At 66.5% G+C, this 18567-nt stretch carries 18 protein-coding genes; 6 read left to right on the top strand and 12 right to left on the bottom strand.

What is annotated here, in order from left to right:
- The first annotated feature begins 59 nt into the window (after positions 1–59).
- Positions 60–1661, top strand: a complete 1602-nt coding sequence (locus tag MFF62_RS13405) for an EAL domain-containing protein (RefSeq protein WP_238263625.1) — start codon at positions 60–62, stop codon at positions 1659–1661.
- 9 nt (positions 1662–1670) lie between these two features.
- Here MFF62_RS13405 and MFF62_RS13400 read toward each other — a convergent pair whose 3' ends face one another.
- A complete protein-coding gene (locus MFF62_RS13400; RefSeq protein WP_238263624.1) occupies positions 1671–2969 on the bottom strand; it encodes an Nramp family divalent metal transporter in 1299 nt (432 codons plus the stop codon).
- Positions 2970–3206: 237 nt separating this feature from the next.
- Between MFF62_RS13400 and MFF62_RS13395 the strand changes: the two genes are divergently transcribed.
- Positions 3207–3398, top strand: coding sequence for a hypothetical protein (locus tag MFF62_RS13395; RefSeq protein ID WP_238263623.1), 192 nt, complete (start codon positions 3207–3209; stop codon positions 3396–3398).
- On the opposite strand, the gene MFF62_RS13390 is transcribed toward MFF62_RS13395, so the two are convergent.
- Both MFF62_RS13390 and MFF62_RS13385 read right to left on the bottom strand, forming a co-directional pair.
- Entirely contained in the window at positions 3355–3600 is a 246-nt protein-coding gene (locus tag MFF62_RS13390; protein ID WP_238263622.1) for an FmdB family zinc ribbon protein, read from the bottom strand. The two genes, MFF62_RS13395 and MFF62_RS13390, sit on opposite strands and share 44 nt — an antisense overlap.
- Before the next feature lie 41 nt (positions 3601–3641).
- Positions 3642–5189: a DHA2 family efflux MFS transporter permease subunit gene (locus MFF62_RS13385; protein WP_238263621.1), complete on the bottom strand. Its 1548-nt coding sequence runs from the start codon at positions 5187–5189 to the stop codon at positions 3642–3644.
- Between the two features lie 159 nt (positions 5190–5348).
- Between MFF62_RS13385 and MFF62_RS13380 the strand changes: the two genes are divergently transcribed.
- Entirely contained in the window at positions 5349–5789 is a 441-nt protein-coding gene (locus tag MFF62_RS13380) for a MarR family winged helix-turn-helix transcriptional regulator (protein WP_238263620.1), read from the top strand.
- A 34-nt stretch (positions 5790–5823) separates the two neighbouring features.
- Here MFF62_RS13380 and MFF62_RS13375 read toward each other — a convergent pair whose 3' ends face one another.
- Positions 5824–7200: a sensor histidine kinase gene (locus MFF62_RS13375; protein ID WP_238263619.1), complete on the bottom strand. Its 1377-nt coding sequence runs from the start codon at positions 7198–7200 to the stop codon at positions 5824–5826.
- Entirely contained in the window at positions 7197–7880 is a 684-nt protein-coding gene (locus MFF62_RS13370) for a response regulator (protein ID WP_238263618.1), read from the bottom strand. Before MFF62_RS13370 ends, MFF62_RS13375 begins: the two co-directional genes overlap by 4 nt.
- A gap of 205 nt (positions 7881–8085) precedes the next feature.
- On the opposite strand from MFF62_RS13370, the gene MFF62_RS13365 reads away from it, so the two are divergent.
- Positions 8086–9150, top strand: a complete 1065-nt coding sequence (locus tag MFF62_RS13365; RefSeq protein WP_238263617.1) for a porin — start codon at positions 8086–8088, stop codon at positions 9148–9150.
- A gap of 87 nt (positions 9151–9237) precedes the next feature.
- Here MFF62_RS13365 and MFF62_RS13360 read toward each other — a convergent pair whose 3' ends face one another.
- Both MFF62_RS13360 and MFF62_RS13355 read right to left on the bottom strand, forming a co-directional pair.
- Complete coding sequence (locus MFF62_RS13360; protein ID WP_404990745.1) at positions 9238–10566, bottom strand: PQQ-dependent sugar dehydrogenase; 1329 nt, start codon at positions 10564–10566, stop codon at positions 9238–9240.
- 106 nt (positions 10567–10672) lie between these two features.
- On the bottom strand, positions 10673–11158 hold the full coding sequence (locus tag MFF62_RS13355; protein WP_238263616.1) for a GFA family protein: 486 nt from the start codon (positions 11156–11158) through the stop codon (positions 10673–10675).
- A gap of 251 nt (positions 11159–11409) precedes the next feature.
- On the opposite strand from MFF62_RS13355, the gene MFF62_RS13350 reads away from it, so the two are divergent.
- Entirely contained in the window at positions 11410–11772 is a 363-nt protein-coding gene (locus MFF62_RS13350; protein WP_238263615.1) for a hypothetical protein, read from the top strand.
- Between the two features lie 72 nt (positions 11773–11844).
- On the opposite strand, the gene MFF62_RS13345 is transcribed toward MFF62_RS13350, so the two are convergent.
- From MFF62_RS13345 to MFF62_RS13325, 5 genes are read right to left on the bottom strand one after another with little or no spacing between them, the layout of a single operon-like run.
- Positions 11845–12783, bottom strand: a complete 939-nt coding sequence (locus MFF62_RS13345) for a LysR family transcriptional regulator (RefSeq protein WP_238263614.1) — start codon at positions 12781–12783, stop codon at positions 11845–11847.
- A gap of 7 nt (positions 12784–12790) precedes the next feature.
- On the bottom strand, positions 12791–13690 hold the full coding sequence (locus MFF62_RS13340; RefSeq protein ID WP_238263613.1) for a 2-hydroxy-3-oxopropionate reductase: 900 nt from the start codon (positions 13688–13690) through the stop codon (positions 12791–12793).
- Positions 13691–13719: 29 nt separating this feature from the next.
- Positions 13720–14511 carry a 2-dehydro-3-deoxyglucarate aldolase gene (gene garL, locus MFF62_RS13335; protein WP_238263612.1) on the bottom strand — a complete coding sequence of 264 codons (792 nt, stop codon included), beginning with the start codon at positions 14509–14511 and terminating at the stop codon, positions 13720–13722.
- Between the two features lie 24 nt (positions 14512–14535).
- The gene (locus MFF62_RS13330; protein ID WP_238263611.1) at positions 14536–15630 is read right to left on the bottom strand and encodes a malate/lactate/ureidoglycolate dehydrogenase; all 1095 of its coding nucleotides are present in this window, start codon (positions 15628–15630) and stop codon (positions 14536–14538) included.
- A gap of 2 nt (positions 15631–15632) precedes the next feature.
- Complete coding sequence (locus tag MFF62_RS13325; protein ID WP_238263610.1) at positions 15633–16625, bottom strand: Bug family tripartite tricarboxylate transporter substrate binding protein; 993 nt, start codon at positions 16623–16625, stop codon at positions 15633–15635.
- 248 nt (positions 16626–16873) lie between these two features.
- Between MFF62_RS13325 and MFF62_RS13320 the strand changes: the two genes are divergently transcribed.
- Entirely contained in the window at positions 16874–18550 is a 1677-nt protein-coding gene (locus MFF62_RS13320; RefSeq protein ID WP_238263609.1) for a thiamine pyrophosphate-binding protein, read from the top strand.
- The last annotated feature ends 17 nt before the right edge of the window (positions 18551–18567 follow it).

The raw sequence follows: 18567 nt of genomic DNA, 5'->3' as shown, positions 1-18567 counted from the left end.
CGCGGTCAGCCCACAATCGGCAAGAACCGACGCACGACGACAACGAGGGGACTTTGGTCTTGAATTTCTGGCAGGATCGCTTTGGCGGCTGGCACGTGTCGCCCCTGACACTGCTGGGGTGGGCGTTTACGTGCCTGTGTTTTGCCGCGATGGCCATCTGGATCGGGAGGCGCCACGTCGACGACCTCGTCACCCGGCGCGAAGCCAGCATCGGTAGCGAGATCGTGGCCACGCTCGAACGCATGGTCGATGCGGTCAAGGCCCAGGGCCTGCACCATGTGGTGCCGCTGGCCGGCCGGCCGTGCGCGGAGGTCAGCCAGACACTGAGCACGTCGCAAAGCCTGATCCCGTACGTCCGCACGGCGGCCACGGTGGATCACGGCGTGATCTATTGCTCGGGCACGCGCGGCGCCGTGCATGTGCCCTTGTCCTACTACTTCACCGACCCGCAGCCAGCCGTGCCGGAGCGGTTCGTGCTCGTGCAAGGCACGCCGTTTCGCGCGTACGCACCGGCGCTGGCGATATTCCTGGCCCGGCCGGGCAAGCCGGACGCGGGCAGCTTCCTGCTGATCGAGGGACGGTATATCACCGATGCGCTGTCGCAAGGCATCGGCTTTGGCGCGTCGGACGTCATCCTCACGGTGGGCAAGGCTTCGATCCATCACGACGGGACATTCCTGCCGTCGCCGGACACGCCGCGCAGCGGGGTGACCACGGGCTCGAACACATGGCCCATGCAAGTGCACGTGCTGGCATCGTTCGAATACGTGACCGGACTGCATCGCAAGTACGACCTGTTGTACTGCGCCATCGGCCTGCTGGCGGGCTTGCTGGCGCTGGCCGCCTATCTACTGGTGGCCGCGCCCCGGCGCCTGCTGCTGCAGGCCGTGCGCCAGGCGTTGAAGCGCGACGAATTCCATCTGGCGTACCAGCCCATCGTGGAAGTCCGTTCGCGCCGCTGGATGGGCACCGAGGCATTGCTGCGATGGCAGCACCCGCGCTGGGGCAGCATTGCGCCCGGGGCGTACATCGAGACGGTGGAGTCGACGCCGCTGATCGACGACATCACCCACTTCGTGCTGCGTCGCGTGGTGGAAGACGTCAACCGCTACGGGCCGCCGGCACCGTTGCATATCGCCGTCAACGCCGCACCGCTGAGCCTGCGGCGGCGCACCTTCCTAGGCGACCTGGCGGCCTTGCAGCGCGCCATGCCCGACGGTTCGGGGCTGGTGCTGGAAATCACCGAGCGCCACCTGCTGGCGGACACCGGCGCAACACGCGAGGCGTTCGACCGCTTGCACCAGGCCGGCATCCGGCTGGCCGTGGACGATTTCGGCACGCGCAACAGCAATCTCGACCTGATCAAGAGTTTCCCGTTCGACTATCTGAAGATCGATCGCCAGTTCACGCAGGACGTGGATGCCAACGCCCGCGCGCTGTTGCGCGGCATTGTCGGCATGGCGCATCACTTCCACCTGACGGTGATTGCCGAGGGCATCGAAACCGAAGCCCAGCACGCGCTGATTGCGGAGGCGGGCGTGGACCTGGCCCAGGGCTACCTGTACCAGCGGCCCGCGCCGCCGGCCAGTATCCTGGGGCGACGCGGCATCTGGGTCAACGAGCGCGAAGACGTGCGGCAGGAGCCGGAAGAAGCGATCTAGCCGAGGGGTTCAGGACAGCACGGTCTGCCACAGGAGCGCGCCATTGAGCAGGATGATCAGCGCAGCCGAGGCGCCCGCGAGCATCAGCGGCAGGCCGCGCACGCGCCAGACGCCCATCAGGCTGCGGTCGGCGCCGAACAGGATCAGCGGCACCACCGCGAGCGGCAGGGTCAGGCTGAGCACGACCTGGCTGGCCACCAGCAGGCTGGCCGAACCGTGCTCGCCGAACAGCCAGACGGCCCCCAGCGCCGGCACGATGGCCACGGCCCGCGTCAGCAGCGCACGCCGCATGCGCGACATGCGCAGATCAAGGAATCCTTCCATGACAGCCTGGCCGGCCAGCGTGCCGGTCAGCGTGGAATTGAGCCCGCACGCCAGCAGTGCCACGGCAAACAGCAGGCTGGCCAGGTCCGAGTGCAGCAGCGGCGCCAGCAACCGGTGGGCATCGGCCAGATCCTCGATATCTGTCAGCCCGTTGGCATGGAACACCGACGCGGCCAGGATCAGCAGCGCCGCATTGATCAGGAATGCGAACCCGAGCGAACCGAAGGTGTCCAGGTTCATGCCGCGCAGCACTTCCACAAACGTGCGGCGGCGCGCGACGCGGGTGCCCGGCGGCGGCGTGAAGCGGCGCACCAGCGAAGAATGCAGGTAGAGGTTGTGCGGCATGACGGTGGCGCCGACGATACCGGCCGCCAGCCACAGCATGCCGGCATCGCGCACCAGGTCGGAGGTCGGTGCCATGCCGCCCAGCACGGCCGCCCACTCGGGCTGCGCCATCGCAAGCTGCGCCACGAAGCACAGCGCCACCAGCAGGATCAGCCCGGCGACCATGGCTTCCATGGTGCGCTGGCCATAACGCTGCACGGCGAGCATGACGATGGTCACCACGGCGGCAATCAGCACGCCCACCCAGAGCTTGACGTGGAACAACAGTTGCAGCGCCACCGCGCTACCGACCACCTCGGCCACATCGCAGGCGATGATCGCGATCTCGCTGGCCACCCAAAGGCCCAAAGTCACGCGCCGCGGAAAGCGCTCGCGGCAAAGCTGGGCCAGATCCCGCCCGGTCACCACGCCCACGCGGGCTGCAATCCATTGAAGCAGCATCGCCACAAGGCTGGCCAGCGCGATGACGCTCAGCAGGCTGTAGCCATACTTGGCACCCCCCGCGATGGCCGTGGCCCAGTTGCCCGGGTCCATGTAGCCCACGGCCACCAGCGCGCCAGCGCCCAGAAAAGCAAGGCGCGACCGCGGCGGCGGTTGCACGGCGGGCAGGGCGGCAGATTCGACTGGAGGCGGCGGCATGGATCGTCCGTGAGTGACGCTGGGTCGAGTGACCCACATGCAGCCATTCTATGCCGTTGTTGAGAATTATTCCCAATTGGCTTTGCCTAAAAGGGACATTGCTTTCGTGCGCGCACGCCGACACAACGTTTAACGTTCTCGTCACATCCGGACACGTTTTAGGAGGTTTTGCGTGTCTACACTGCGGCTTGGTGCTGCTGGTGCCACAGACGGCGAAATTCAAGGAGATGACGTGCGATGACGTTCGATGTATTCGGTGACCTGGTCGAAGGCTTCGATGCCCTGGCCGATGCGCGCGTAGGAAAAATCATGCTGCGCGCTCACGAGGTGCCCATGGCGGAACTGGTGGAAGTAGCGCAGGAACTGGAGGCCGGGCAAAGCCAGTCTAGCGGCTCCAGCCGCCGCCGCTGGCGCGGCCCGCCAGCTTGACTGGTCCGCAGCAGGCGCACGATCCGCCGTGGGAGGCGCCGCCGCTGTCGGTGCTGCCGCCGGCCAGGCCCGGCGCGGCGACTAGCGCGCGGGCGGAAGGCTGGCCGCAGCCCGGGCAGGTTGCGGGCTCATCGCGGCGCGCCATCGGGCGCAGCTCGGAGAAATCGCCGCAGGTTGAACATCGGTAATCGTACGTCGGCATCGCCGCTCCAGGGGACAGGCCAGATTGGCGACCAGCTTAGCTCAATCCATGGCGGCGTGTGCAAGGTTGTCGTCGTCGGCGCGCTTGCCGCTGGGGCGGATCAGCAGGATCAGTGGTATCACCACCAGCGTGGCGATGAACATGGCCTTGAAGTCGTTCAGGTACGCGATCATCGCGGCCTGCTGGTTGATGGTCTGGTTCAGCAGCGCAAGGTCCACGCGCGAGCCGTGTGCCAGCAGGGACTGCACGGCCGGGTTGTACGGATTGATGTGCGTCACCAGGTCGCTGTGGGCCACCTGCGCGTTGCGCGTCATCAGGGTCTGGATCAGCGAGATGCCGATGCTGCTGCCGATGTTGCGCATCAGGCTGTAGGTAGCGGTGCCATCGGCACGCAGGTGCGGGGCCAGCGTCGAGAACGTGAGCGCCGAGAGCGGCACGAAGACCAGCCCCAGGCCAAAGCCCTGGATCACGCCGGGCCAGACGATGTCGGATACCGACAGGACGATCGTGTATCCCATCATCTGCCAGAGCGCGAACGCCGAGATCAGGAAGCCGGACAGCAACAGCAGGCGGGCGTCCACGCGCCGCAGCAGGCGCCCGGCCAGCATCATCGCCGCCATGGTGCCGATGCCCGACGGCGCGGTGACGAGCCCCGTGGTGGCCACGGGATAGCCCATCAGGTTCTGCAACATCGGCGGCAGCAGCGCGCGGGTGGCGTACATCACGGCGCCAATCACGAAGATGAAGCACGCGCCGGTAACGAAATTGCGGTCCTTGAGCAGGGTCGACCGAAAGAACGAGCGTTCGCCGGCGGTGGCCGTATGGAGAACGAAGTAGGCAAAGGCGAGCACGCAGATCAGCGCCTCCAGCCGGATTTCCAGCGAGCTGAACCAGTCGAGCTGCTCGCCACGGTCGAGCATGGCTTGCAGGGCGCCGATGGCCAGGCTCAGCGTGGCAAATCCGAAGGCGTCGAAGCGCATGCTGCGCGCTGGGGCGCGGTCTGGCAGCGTGGCGAGCACGCCGAACAGTGCAAACGCGCCGATCGGCACATTGATGAAGAACACCCAGCGCCAGTTGTAGCTGTCGGTCAGCCAGCCACCCAGCGTCGGGCCAAGGATCGGCCCGACCATCACACCCATGCCCCAGACCGCCATGGCCTGCCCCTGGCGCGACGGCGGGTTGATGTCGAGCAGGATCGATTGGGAGAGCGGCACCAGCGCCGCGCCAAAGATGCCCTGCAACAGCCGGGCCGCCACGATCTGCGTCAGGGAATCGGCCATGCCGCAGAGCGCCGATGCCACCGTGAAGCCGGCAATCGAAATGGCCAGCAGGCGCTTCACGCCGAGCTGGTCTGACAACCAGCCGGTCAGCGGCGTGGCGATGGCGGCCGCCACGATGTATGACGTGAGCACCCAGGTGATCTCGTCCTGCGACGCCGACAGCGTGCCTTGCATGTGGGGCAGGGCCACGTTGGCGATGGTGCTGTCGAGTGTCTGGATCAGCGTGGCCAGCATGATCGACAGCGTGATCATCGGACGATTGATCGGCTGACCGTCGGCTGCGGCAGGCGCGGATACCACTGAGGACATAGGGGGCGGGCTTGTCTCTATTAATAAGCGTGCTTATTATATGGCGATTGCGGCGTGCCGGGGTGGCGCGGCACGCCAGTGCAACAGATGCGTCACGCTGTATGTGGCTCAGGGTTTTTCACACGGAACCGAACGCCCGGACTCCCTATAATCGCGCGCATGGAAAAGAATCTTGAAAAGCGCTTCGGCTTTCTGGTGGCGGACGTGGGCCGGTTGTCCGGCAAGCGGTTCGACGACCTGTCGCGCTCCACGCTGGACCTCACGCGCGCGCAGTACCGGGCGCTGGCTTATCTGTCGTTTCACGGCGAGATGAACCAGGCTGCCCTGGCCGACCTGATGGAGGTGGCGCCGATCTCGGCCGGCCGCCTGCTGGACCGCATGGAAGACGGTGGCTGGATCGCGCGGCGCCCCAACCCGGAAGACCGGCGCGAGCGCATGGTGTGCATCACCGAGAAGGCCGACCAGGCACTCGATGCTGCCCAGCATGTGGGTGACGTGGTGACCGCGCAAGCGCTTGATGGCTTCAGCGATGCGGAGATCGACCAGTTCCTGGTCTACCTGCAGCGCGCACGCGGCAATCTCTCCAAGCCGCAAGGCTGAAGCACGGATTCCCGCCGGACTCCCGAAAAACCGGCTATCCCGGAAATCCGACCGTTACCGTCAGGCCGCCGCCCGGCGTCTCGCTTAGCGTGACCGTGGCGCCGTGGATGCGCGCGATCTCGCGGACGATGGACAGACCCAGTCCGCTGCCTTCGCCCTTGGTGCTGGCCTGCCCGCGATAAAACCGCTTGAACACTGATTCGCGTTCGAAGGGCGCCACGCCGGGGCCGTTGTCTTCCACCACCAGCCGTCGTCCCGCCACGCGCACCGTCACCATGGCGCCCGGACCCGCGTAGCGCACGGCGTTGTCGATCAGGTTGCCGAGCAGTTCCTGCAATAGCTCGGGTTGTCCGTCGATGGAATCCCCGCCTTCGTCAGCCCCATCGAAGCCAAGATCGACGCCATGCCGCCGTGCCTGCGGCGCCCAGTCCAGCGCCACCTGCTGCGCCACCTGCGTCAGCGAGACCGGCCGGAGCGTGGGCGCGTAGCCGCTGTCGGGTTCGAGCCGCGACAGCGACAGCAGTTGCGCCACCTCCTTGGCGGCCTGGGTGACCGATCCATTGAGTCTTTGCAGGTGCGCGCGCACCCGGTCCAGGTCTGTCTCGCGCAGCGCCAGTTCGGACTCGGCCTGGATGACCGCGAGCGGTGTCTTCAACTGGTGTGCGGCATCGGCGAAGAACCGCTTGCGGCCCTGGACCATGCGATGCAGCCGAGCCACGTACTGGTTTACGGCGGATACCAGCGGGCGAATCTCCACCGGCAGCGTGGTATCGCCAATCGGCTCCAGGTCGTCGGGGCCGCGTGCCGCCATCGCGTCGGACAGGCGATGCAGCGGCCGCAGGCCACGCCTGACGCCAAACCAGACGATGACCAGCGCCAGGCTGACCAGCATCAATTCCTGCAATAGCGATCCGATCAGGATTTCGCGGGCCAGGTGTTCGCGCGGCTCGGTGGATTCAGCCACCAGCACCCACACCATCTGGGTGCGCGCGGAGCGCACGTCGTGCAGCGGCAAGGCCATCGCCGCCATGCGCACCGGCTGGCCGCGATATTCGGCGTCGTAGTACTGGGTGCGATAGAGCGTGCGCACCGGGCCGGGCGGCATGGGCAGGTCGTCGTAGCCGGTGATCGTGGCGCCGTGGTCGTCACGAATCCGGTAGTAGACGCGCGAACCCGCTTCGGCATCGAAGACTTCCAGCGCCAGATAGGGCACTTCCACCTCGACGCGGCCATCGCGCAGCACGATGCCCTCGCGCATGGCCTTCAGCGACGCCGCCAGCGTGCGGTCGAAAGCCTGGTGCGCGGCGGACATGGCGCGGCGATCGGTCAGCCAGGTGTCCAGCGCCAGCAGCACCATGAGCGGCAACAACAACCACAGCGTCAGTTGCAGCCGCAGGCTGCCGGTCTTCATGCGCGCGCGCCCGGGTCGGTTGCTTCCAGCAGATAACCAAGCCCGCGCAGCGTGACGATGCCAACGCCGGAGCCTTCCAGCTTCTTGCGCAGGCGATAGACGTAGATCTCGATGGCGTCGGCATTGACCGATTCGTCGATGCCGAAGATTTTCTCGGACAGCGCGGCCTTGTTGACCGCCCGACCGTCACGCAGCATCAGCACTTCCAGCACGGCCCGCTCGCGGCCCGTCAATTGCAGCAGTTCGCCGTCGAGCGTGAAGGCATGGCTCACGCTGTCGTAGCGCAAGGGGCCGCAGGCCAGTTCCGTGCGGTCGTGGCCGTGGCTGCGTCGGATCAGGGCGCGCGCCCGCGCTTCCAGTTCGGTCAGCGCGAACGGCTTGGCCAGGTAGTCGTCGGCGCCCAGGTCCAGCCCGCGCACGCGGTCTTCCACCGAACCATGGGCGGTCAGGATCAGTACCGGCAGCGGATTGCGGCGCGCGCGCAGGCGGCGCAGCACTTCCAGGCCATCGAGGCGCGGCATGCCGATATCGAGGATGGCCAACGCATAGTCTTGCGTGGTCAACAGGTGGTCGGCGCTGGCGCCATCGTGCATGCAGTCGACGGTAAAGCCGCTCTGGCTCAGCGACGCCACCAGGGAATCGGCCAGTCTGAGGTTGTCTTCGGCAAGCAGGATACGCATCGGGGGTTACAGCCAGGCAGGGTCTTGTGAGTCGCGGTGGAGTGATACCTGCAACGGACTGGCCTGCCTAGATGGGGAAACTCCCAATCGTGGTGCATGCCCCACGACAAAAATCGTGGGTGCTTCGAAAGCGAACTGAAAGTGAGGCCCCCATACCATCCGCTCCGTTCACGACACATCAGAAAGACAAAAAGGAGACCGAGGTATGAAACGGAAGGCATTGGCCATGGCCGCGTTGGGTTGCGTGGTATCGGGCGGCGCGGCGGCGCAATCGAGCGTGACGCTGTACGGCCTGGTGGATTCGGGCGTCGAGTACGTGAGCCACGCCGGCGCCAACGGCAGCTCGGTGGTCAAGATGACCTCGGGCGGCAAGAACACCTCGCGCTGGGGCCTGCGCGGCGCCGAAGACCTGGGCGGCGGCATGAAGGCGATCTTCACGCTGGAATCGGGCATCGCGGTGGACACCGGCAAGCTGGACACCGACAACACGCTGTTCGACCGCCGCGCCTGGGTGGGCCTGCAGGACAAGAAGCTGGGCAGCATCCGCATGGGTCGCGACTTCACCACGACCTATGACTTCATGCTGCCGTTCGACCCGATGGGCTACGCGCCCAACTACTCGTGGGCCACGTCGTCCACAGCCACCGGCGGCCGCAAGGACGGCATGTTCTCGCGCTCGGCCAACATCGTGCGCTATGACGGCCAGTTCGGCCCGGTGAAGGTGGGCGGCACGATGTCGTTCGGCGAAGTGCCGGGCAGCTTCAAGAGTTCGTCGAAATATGACCTGGGTCTGGGCTACGACGCCGGCAAGTTCTCCGCCGCCGTGACGTGGGATCGTCAGATGGGGGCGGGCACCAGCACCACGCCGGCCGACAGCACCGACTACATCCAGGGCGTGCATGCCGGCGCCAGCTACGACTTCGGCGCGCTGCAGATTTATGCCGGCTATCGCAACTACCGCAAGACGTTCACCACGTCGGCCGCCAAGCAGTTGAGCGACATGTACTGGGTGGGCGCCGCGTACGACTTCACGCCGGCTTTCTCGCTGTACGGCGCGGTCTACAAGCAGAACATCAAGGGCGACAACAACGGGGACCCGATCATGGTCTCGCTGCGTGCCCAATACAATCTTTCCAAACGCACCATGGCCTACCTGTCCGCAGCGTATGCCAAGGCGCGCGACGGTCAGAACGTGAGTGTGTCGCGTGATTTCGTTGGCTATGCCAACAATCAGGTCGGCGTGACGGCCGGCCTGCAGCACCGCTTCTGATCGTTGTTTCAGGCTGCCGTGGTGGGCGGCCTTCCGGCGGTGCGAGGGGCTCGCACCGCCGGTTTTTCATTTCTGGCGTGACGTTTTCTAGTGGGCGCCGCTCACGCGCCATACCCGGTTGCCGACGTCGTCGGCCACCAGCAGTCCGCCGCGCTGGTCCACGGCCACGCCGACCGGGCGGCCCTGCGCGTTACCCTCGCCGTCAAGAAATCCGGTCAGCACCTCCAGCGGCGCGCCGCTGGGCTTGCCCTGGTCGAACGGCACGAAGATGACCCGGTAGCCCGCACGCGGCTTGCGGTTCCATGAGCCGTGCTGGCTCACGAACATGCCGTTCTGGAACTGCGAGGGCAGGCTGTTGCCAGCGGCGCCGGTCAGCCCCAGCGCGGCCGTGTGCGCGCCCACGGCGTAGTCCGGGACGACGGCCTTGGCCACCTTGTCCGGTGCCGGCGGTTTCACGCGCTCGTCCACATGCTGGCCGTAATAGCTGAATGGCCAGCCATAGAAGCCGCCATCGCGCACCGACGTGATGTAGTCCGGCACCAGGTCGCTGCCGATTTCATCGCGCTCGTTGACGGACGTCCACAGCGCCTTGGTCGCGGGTTCCCACGCCATGCCGTTCGGATTGCGCAGCCCGCTGGCGAAAACGCGATGCTGGCCGCTCTGGCGATCCACTTCCCAGATGGCCGCGCGGCCGGCTTCCTTGTCGATGCCGTTCTCGCCCACGTTACTGTTCGACCCCACGGTGACATACAGCTTGCTGCCGTCGGGGCTGGCGATGATGTTCTTGGTCCAGTGGTGGTTGATCGGGCCGGCGGGCAGGTCCACCAGTTTCTGGCCCGGCTCGGCGATGCTGGTCTGGCCGGGCGTATAGCGGAACCGCACGACGGCGTCGGTGTTGGCCACGTAGAAGTCGTTGCCCACCAGCGCCATGCCGAACGGCGAATTGAGGTTCTGCAGAAAGACCGACCGCTGGTCGGCCACGCCGTCGCCATCGGTGTCGCGCAGCAGCGTGATGCGGTTGGCGCTGGGCGTGCCCGAGCCGGCCTTCTTCATCAGCGTCTTCATGATCCAGCCCCGGATGCCGTTGCCATCGTCGGGCTTGGGCGGGGCGTCGGTCTCGGCCACCAGCACGTCGCCGTTGGGCAGCACGTACACCCAGCGTGGATGTTCGAGCTGGTCGCCAAAGGCCACCACGCGCATGCCGTCCCCGGCCACGGGCGTCTTGCCGTTTTCCCAGCCCTTGGCTGGCGCGACGTGAATGGTCGGGATAGCCGTCTTGTCGGGCGCGGGCAGTTTGGGGGCAGGACCGTATCCGGCCGCCTCGGGCAGTCTGGCCGATTCACCGCACCCGACCAGCAGCGTCACCGCCACGATCGCGAACAGCGAGGCCATCGGATAGATCAGATATTGGCGCATCGTGGAGCTCCCGTGCCTGTGTTTTTCCTTGATTGCTTCGAGCATAGGAGGGCACTGGCGCGAAGTCTGTCAGCGCCGGTGCAAGGCCATGTCGGAGGCCGTCCGATTAGCGCAGCAGGCCGCGCCGGGCATGCCATTCGTGCAGCGATTCTTCCGGCCAGGTGCCCACGCGGCGATGACCCTTGCCGCTCGGCACCTCCACCCACGGCGCCACGTAGTCCATGCCGGCTTCCACCACCTCCGGCGGCCGGGGCAGCGGCGTGTCGATGGCACCCGCATACGGATGCACGAGGTCTGGCCAGCGCGGGTCCCACATCCAGAGCGGGCTGCCGCAGAGCTTGCAGAAGTGCCGGTATCCCTTCGATCGCACAGGCTTCCTGCCCGGTTCGCGCATCACCGCATGAAAGTGTGCCACGTGCTGCTGGCCGGCTACGCGCAGCGTGTGGGCATCGCCACCGAGGTTGATGCCGTAGCCACCGCTGCCACCGGTCTTGCGGCAGATCGAACAGTGGCAACGCATGTACGGGTAGGGCGAATCGGACTCCAGGCTGAACTGCACGGCGCCGCATTGGCACGAGCCTTCGAGATGCATGGCAACCCCCTCGAATCGTTGGTCGATGGGGTTCAGTGTGGGCGACGCATGGGCATCGATCAAGCGTCGGGAAACGCCAGAATCGTCAAAAACTGTGGTGTTGTCAGTCGCTGTCTGTCAGCGTCCGCGAGTTTTTGTAAGGAGATGTGTGAATGCGGCACGCAGGCCACCATGTGAACCCTAAACTGGGCACGCGGTGGGAAACAACGCACCCGTTTTTCTCTTTATGACAACCACCTGAGAGGTCTCATATGTCCAAGCAAAAAATCATTCGTACCACTTCGCTGATTGGCGCACTGGCAGCCGGCATGATCTCTGTCACCGCCTTTGCCCAGACCACGACCGCGCCGGCCCCGGCCCCGATGGCGACCGCACCGGCCCCGACATCGACTGCTGTGCCGCCGGGCACGGTCCAGATCCAGCCGCCGAAGGACCCGCTCGTGGAACGCCGCGAGGCCCGCAAGGCCGCCAACGACCAGTACAAGGCCGAGAAGGCCGCGGCCAAGGGCACGTACAAGCAGGACGTGAACGCCGCCAAGACGGAACGTACGGACGCCAAGAAGGCGGCTGACGCAACGGCCAAGGCGGAAATGCAGGGCGGGACGACGAAGTAAGCGGTTCTGATTCGTCTTGTTTTTTGCTCCCCTCTCCCACGTTGTGGGAGAGGGGAGCACCCCCCAAAAAACTCAAACCAACCGCGCCCCCGGCCAGGCCCCCGACATCACGATATTCCTCACTGACTGCCTTACCGTCTGCATGATGTCCCACAACTCGGGCACCACCGGACGATTGCGCGCCGTGGTCATCGCCACCTGACGCGTCACTACCGGATCCACCAGCCGGGCCGAATGCAGCCGGCCCTGCGCCACGCGCTCGGCCACTGCCGCAAACGGCAGCAGCGTCGCACCGCAGCCGTCTTCCACCAGCCGCATTGCCACCGTGTTCGACGCATCGCATTCCATCGCCATGTTCAGCGTGGTACCCACGCGCGTGGCCAGCGATTCGGCCAGCAGGCGCAGCCCGTGCGAGGTACTGGGCAGGATCAGCGGTACTTCGCCCAGGCGCCGCACCTGGAACGTGGGGCCGAGATGGCTCCATGACGTGGGCGTAACCAGCGTCAGATCTTCTTCCAGCAGCACATCCACCTTGAGCGCGCCTTGCTGTTCCGGCAGGTAGAGCAGGGCGACGTCGATGTCGCCGGCTGCCAGCCATGCCAGCACCGGGTTGGCCAGCCCTTCGACGAAGCGGATCTTCGTAGCCGGAAAGCGTGCCTTGAGTGCGGTGCCGATGGCCGCGAACGCCGTGTTGGCGATGGTGGGCTGCGCGGCGATCACCAGTTGCGCCGGGCCCTGCGCGGCCGATGCCCGCACCGCGGCGCGCGCCTCAACCATCGTGGCGGCCACCTGGCGCGCGTAGCCCAGCAGCGTGGTGCCGGCTTCGGTCAGCACTACGCCGCGTCCGCTGCGATGGAACAGCCGGGTGTCCAGCGCTGCTTCCAGCCGCGCGATCTGGCGGCTGACCGTCGACTGGTCCGCGCCCAGTTCCAGCGCGGCGCGCGAGATGCTCTGCGTGTTGGCCACGCAGACAAAGCACGCCAGATCGTCGGAATTCAGCGCAGCTGTCATCCCAGCATCATGCCGATTTCGGCGTGTCGCCAATGGCGAACGACGACAGGTGCTCGATCGCCTTGACCAGGCCCGAATGGTCCCAGCCCGCGCCGCCCTGGGCCACACAGACGTTGAACAGTTGCTGCGTCGACGCCGTGTTGGGCATCCCGAGGCCGAGTTGCTTGGCCGTGGACAGCGCCAGGTTCAGGTCCTTCTGGTGCAGTTCGATGCGGAAGCCCGGGTTGAACGTGCGCTTGATCATGCGTTCGCCGTGCACCTCCAGGATCTTCGAGCTGGCAAAGCCGCCCATCAGCGCCTGGCGCACGCGCGCCGGGTCGGCGCCGGCCTTGGCGGCCAGCACCAGCGCCTCGCTCACGGCCTCGATGGTCAGCGCCACGATCACCTGGTTGGCCACCTTGGCCACCTGACCGTCGCCGGCGTTGCCCACCAGCGTGATGTTCTTGCCCATCAGTTGCAGCAGCGGCAGCACCTTGTCAAAGACGTCCTGCTTGCCGCCGGCCATGATCGACAGCGTGGCGGCCTTGGCGCCGACTTCGCCGCCAGACACCGGTGCGTCCACGTAGTCGCAGCCGAGCTTTTCGATCTTCGCGGCGAATTCGCGCGTCTCGATCGGCGAGATCGAGCTCATGTCCACCACGATCTTGCCGCTGCTCAGCCCTTCGGCCACGCCGTTCTCGCCGAACAGTACGCGCGCCACGTCGGGCGTGTCGGGCAGCATCAGGAAGACGATATCGGCCTGCTTTGCCACTTCGGTGGCGCTGGCGCACGACTGCATGCCCTTGGCCTGCAGGTCCTGCGGCACGCCGCTGCGCGTGTGCGCATGCACGGTGTGGCCGCCGGCCAGCAGGTGTTCCGCCATGGGCTTGCCCATGACGCCGAGTCCGATGAATCCGATCTTGCTCATTGTTTTCTCACTGTCGAAATGGGTTGGCTTCAGGATGCAAAGCGCTCGCGCAGCGCGCGGGCCGCGTCGCGCAACAATACGTGATCCAGGCCCACGGCCACGAAATGCGCGCCCATGTCCAGGTAACGCCGCGCATCGGCTTCCACCGGCGTCAGCGTGCCGATGGCCTTGCCGGCGCGATTGGCCGCGTCGTAGATCTGCTTCACGGCGGCCTGTACGTCCGGATGGTTCGGGTTGCCCAGGTGGCCGTACGCGGCAGCCAGGTCGTTCGGGCCGATGAAGATGCCGTCCACGCCGGGTTCGGCGCAGATCGCGTCGATGGCTTCCACGCCCTTGCGGCTTTCAATCTGCACCAGCACGCAGACGTTGTCGTTGATGGTCTTGAAGAAGTCGGGCACCGTGCCATAGCGGTTCTGCCGCTGCACGCCCGATACGCCACGGATGCCATCGGGCGGATAGCGCGTGGCCCGCACCGCGCGGCGCGCTTCCTCGGCCGATTCCACGAACGGAATCAGGAAGTTGTAGAAGCCGATGTCGAGCAGCCGCTTGAGCATCACCGGATCATTCCAGGGCGGGCGCACCACGGCCGCGCTGGTGCTGTCCTTGAGCGCCATCAGTTGCGGCGCGAAGGTCAGCACGTCGTTGGGCGAATGCTCGCCGTCGAGCAGCAGCCAGTCGAAGCCGGCCAGGCCGACGATCTCGCTGGTCACCGGCTGGCCCAGTGAACTCCACAGCCCGATCAGCCGCTTGCGTGCGAGCACGTCGGCGCGGAACTTGTTGGGCAGCGAACTGATCTGCGGCAGGTGAGGGGTGGTGGTCATCGTCAATGCTCCTTGTCTGCCGGGTCAGTCGAGTGCCAGCGCGGAAAGCGGGCCCGGGGATTTGCCGCTGGCCTGCAGCACGCGCGCGGCGGCGTCGTCCAGTTGGGCCAGCGTGCCGGTATCCACGGGAATGAATTCGGCGCGGGCACGGCGCCATGCGCGTTCCGGATCGCCGGGCAGGCGGATCTGGTCGTTGCCCGGCTGCAGGCGCGATGCCTTCATCCATTCGACGAACGATTCCACCTCGTGGCCAAACGTGGTGCTGCTGCCCAGCCGCGCCGGATCGAACACGATGGCCAGCATGTTGTTCCACACCGCGTGCTCGTGCGTGAGCGTCTCGGGGCGGATGGTATGGCCGCCGGTCACGGCGGCGCCCAGCAGTTCGCACATCACCGCCAGCACGTAGCCCTTGTGCTCGCCGAACGTGCGCAGCGCGCCCTGCGGCGTGCCGGGCGGCGGGAACATGACGGCGGGGTCTTCGGTGGGCAGGCCGTGCGGGTCCATCAGGCAGCCCGGCGGCACCGGCACGCCCTTGTTGTTGGCCACGCGCACCTTGCCCAGCGCGATGGCGCTGGTGGCAAAGTCCAGCACCAGCGGCGGCTGGCCGGCCACCGGCACGCCAATCGTGAACGGATTGGTGCCAAAGCGCGGATCGTAGCCGCCATGCGGCGCCACGATGGGCTTGGACAGCACGTTGACGAAGTGGATCGAGATCATGCCGGCCGCCGTGGCCTGCTCGGCCCAGTGGCCGACGCGGCCCAGATGGTGTGACCGGCGCAAACCCAGCACGCAGACGCCATGTTCGCGGGCGCGTTCGATGGCCATACCCATGGCCTGCTCGGTCACGGCCTGACCCATGCCGCGGTTGCCGTCAAGGCTCAGGATGCCGCCCGACTCATGCACCACGCTGACCTGCTGGTTCAACTGGAGCTGGTCGGCCTGCCACGACATCACGTACTTAGGAATCATGCCCACGCCATGCGAATCGTGGCCGGACAGGTTGGCACCCACCAGGTGATCGGCGGTCAGCCTGGCCTCGCGGGCATCGGAGCCCGCCGCCAGCCAGAGGTCCACCACCCATCGATGCAGGCCGGCGGTGGGAATGCGATGGTCGCTCATGCTTACTCCAGGTGAATATTGGCCACTTTGATCAGGTTCGCCCATTTGGCGACTTCGCTTTTCTGGAACGCGGCCAGTTCGGCCGGGCCGGCGCCCGACGGCTCCACGCCCATCGATGCCAGCTTGGCGCGCACTTCGGGCTGGCGGATGATCTTGCCGATCTCGGTCGACAGCTTGTCGACGATGGGCTTGGGCGTGCCGGCCGGCGCGAAGATGGCCTGCCACGACACGATCTCGTAGCCGTTCAGGCCCGATTCCGCCATGGTCGGCACATCGGGCAGTTCGGCGGCGCGTTTGGCGCCCGTGGTGGCCAGCGCGCGGAACTTGCCGGACTGGATCATCGGCATGGCCGCCACGCTGTTTTCGAACACCAGGTCCACCTGGCTGCCCAGCAGCGCCTGCACGGCCTGGCTGCTGCCCTTGTACGGCACGTGGGTCATGCGCAGGCCGGCCATGTTGGCGAACAGCTCGGCCGCCAGGTGCTGCGACGTGCCATTGCCCGACGACCCGAAGTTGACGGTGCCCGGCTTGGCCTTGGCCGCCGCGATCACGTCCTGCACGCTCTTCCACGGGCTGCTGGCGTTGACCACCAGCACATTGGGCAGCGTGCCGATCAGCGTGATGGGCTGGAAGTTCTTGATCGGGTCATACGGCATCTTCGGGTACAGGCTCACGTTGATCGAGTGCGAGCTGATGGTGCCGCCCAGCAGCGTGTAGCCGTCGGCCGGGGCCTTGGCCACGTAGTCGGAGCCGATGTTGCCGCCGGCCCCCGCGCGGTTTTCCACCACCACCGACTGGCCCAGCGTCTGCGACAGCTTCTGGCCGATCAGCCGGCCCAGCAGGTCGGTCGTACCCCCGGCGGCAAACGGCACCACGTAGGTGATGGGCTTGGACGGGTAGTGATCGGTCTGGGCGCTGGCCGGCAAGGCCAGGGCCATGCATCCGGTACAAAGGACGGCCAGCATCGGCCGGACCAGGCGATGGGAAAAATTCATGTCATGTCTCCTGTTGCGCGAACGCTCTTGTGTGACGTTCCTGGTGCTACGCTCGGGTTCTGCCTGACGGATTTGGCCAGAAGCCTCGTCAGGCGGGCGTCTTGTACTGCGCCCGTTCGCCAATCTACACGCACCCGATGCATGGCGACTTGCGGAATTTGCATAACAGAAATGCACGATAAGCCGCGCAGCCGCGCACGTCAAACGGAACAATCGCAGACATTCCGATCACCGCCCAACTTCTCGACATGACCTCCAACACGACTCAAGCGGCCCGCACCGGCGGCCGCGTACTGGTGGACCAGCTGCGCATCCATGGCACCGACCGCATCTTCTGCGTGCCCGGCGAGAGCTTTCTTGACGTGCTGGACGCCTTGCATGACGAGCCGGCCATCGACCTGGTGGTCTGCAAGCACGAAGGCGCGGCCGCCAACATGGCCGAGGCCGACGGCAAGCTGACCGGCCGCCCCGGCATCTGCTTTGTGACGCGCGGCCCCGGTGCCACGCACGGCAGCATCGGCGTGCATATCGCCCAGCAGGACTCCACGCCGATGATCCTGTTCGTGGGCCAGATCGCACGCGAGCACAAGGGCCGGGAAGCGTTCCAGGAAGTGGACTACGCAGCGGTGTTCGGCACGATGACCAAGTGGGCGGCCGAGATTGACGACCCTGCCCGGATTCCGGAAATGGTGGCGCGCGCGTTCCAGGTGGCCACGTCGGGCCGGCCGGGTCCGGTGGTGCTGGCACTGCCCGAGGACGTGCTCGATGGCCTGGTGGAATGCACCGATGCAGCACCGTACCGCGCCGTGGCCGCCGCGCCGCGCGCCGAGGACGCTCAGGCGCTGGCCGCCGCGCTGCAGGCTGCGCAACGCCCGCTGGTGATTGCCGGCGGCGCCAACTGGACCGACCAGGCGGTCAAGGATTTCGCCGCGTTCGTCAAGGCGTGGGATCTGCCGGTGGCCTGCGCCTTCCGCCGCCAGGACGTGATCGACAACCGCGATCCGCACTACGTGGGGCACCTGAGTCTTGGCGTCAGCCCCAAGCTGGCCGAACGCGTGAAGACCGCCGACCTGATCGTGGCCGTTGGCACGCGTCTTGGCGATATCGCCACCGATGGCTACACGATGCTGAAGGTGCCGACGCCCACGCAGAAGCTCGTGCATATCCATGCCGACAGCTTCGAGCTGGGCCGGGTCTACCAGGCCACGCTGCCGATCCATGCGGGCGTGGCACCCAGTGCCGCGATGCTGGCGTCGCTGCCTGCGCCGGCCGCGCTGCCGTGGAAGGACTGGACCGCCGGCGCACGCGCCGATCACGAAGCGTTTGTCACGCCGCCGAAGCCGCACGCGGAACTGACCGGCGTGGATATGGCCGCCGCCATGGCACACCTGAACCAGGTGCTGCCCGAGGACGCCATGCTGTCGAACGGCGCGGGCAACTACACGGTGTGGCTGCACCGGTTCTACGCGTACAAGCGTCCGCGCACGGAACTGGCGCCCACCTGCGGCGCGATGGGCTACGGCCTGCCGGCCGGCATCGCCGCCAAGCTGCGCCACCCCGAAAAGACCGTGGTCTGTTTTGCCGGTGACGGCTGCTTCCTGATGTATCCGCAGGAAATCGCTACGGCCGCCGCGCACGGCGTAAACCTGATCACGATCGTCGTGAACAACCGGATGTACGGCACGATCCGTATGCACCAGGAGAAGCGCTACCCGGGCCGCCAGAGCGGCACGACCATCGTCAATCCGGACTTCATCGAGATGGCCAAGGCGTGCGGCGCCTGGGCGGAACGCGTGGAACGGACCGAGGACTTTGCCGCGGCCTTCGAGCGGGCGCAGAAGGCGGGCAAGCCGGCCGTGCTAGAACTGGTGACCGACCCGCTGCAGATCACGCCGGCCATGCGGGTGAGCGAACTGCCGAAGTAAGTCGAGTAGGGTGTGGA

The sequence above is a fragment of the Cupriavidus pauculus genome (assembly GCF_022179805.1).
Lineage (GTDB): Bacteria > Pseudomonadota > Gammaproteobacteria > Burkholderiales > Burkholderiaceae > Cupriavidus > Cupriavidus pauculus_E.
Note: the sequence above shows the minus strand (reverse complement) of the source record. Positions and strands in the feature narration are given on the sequence as shown.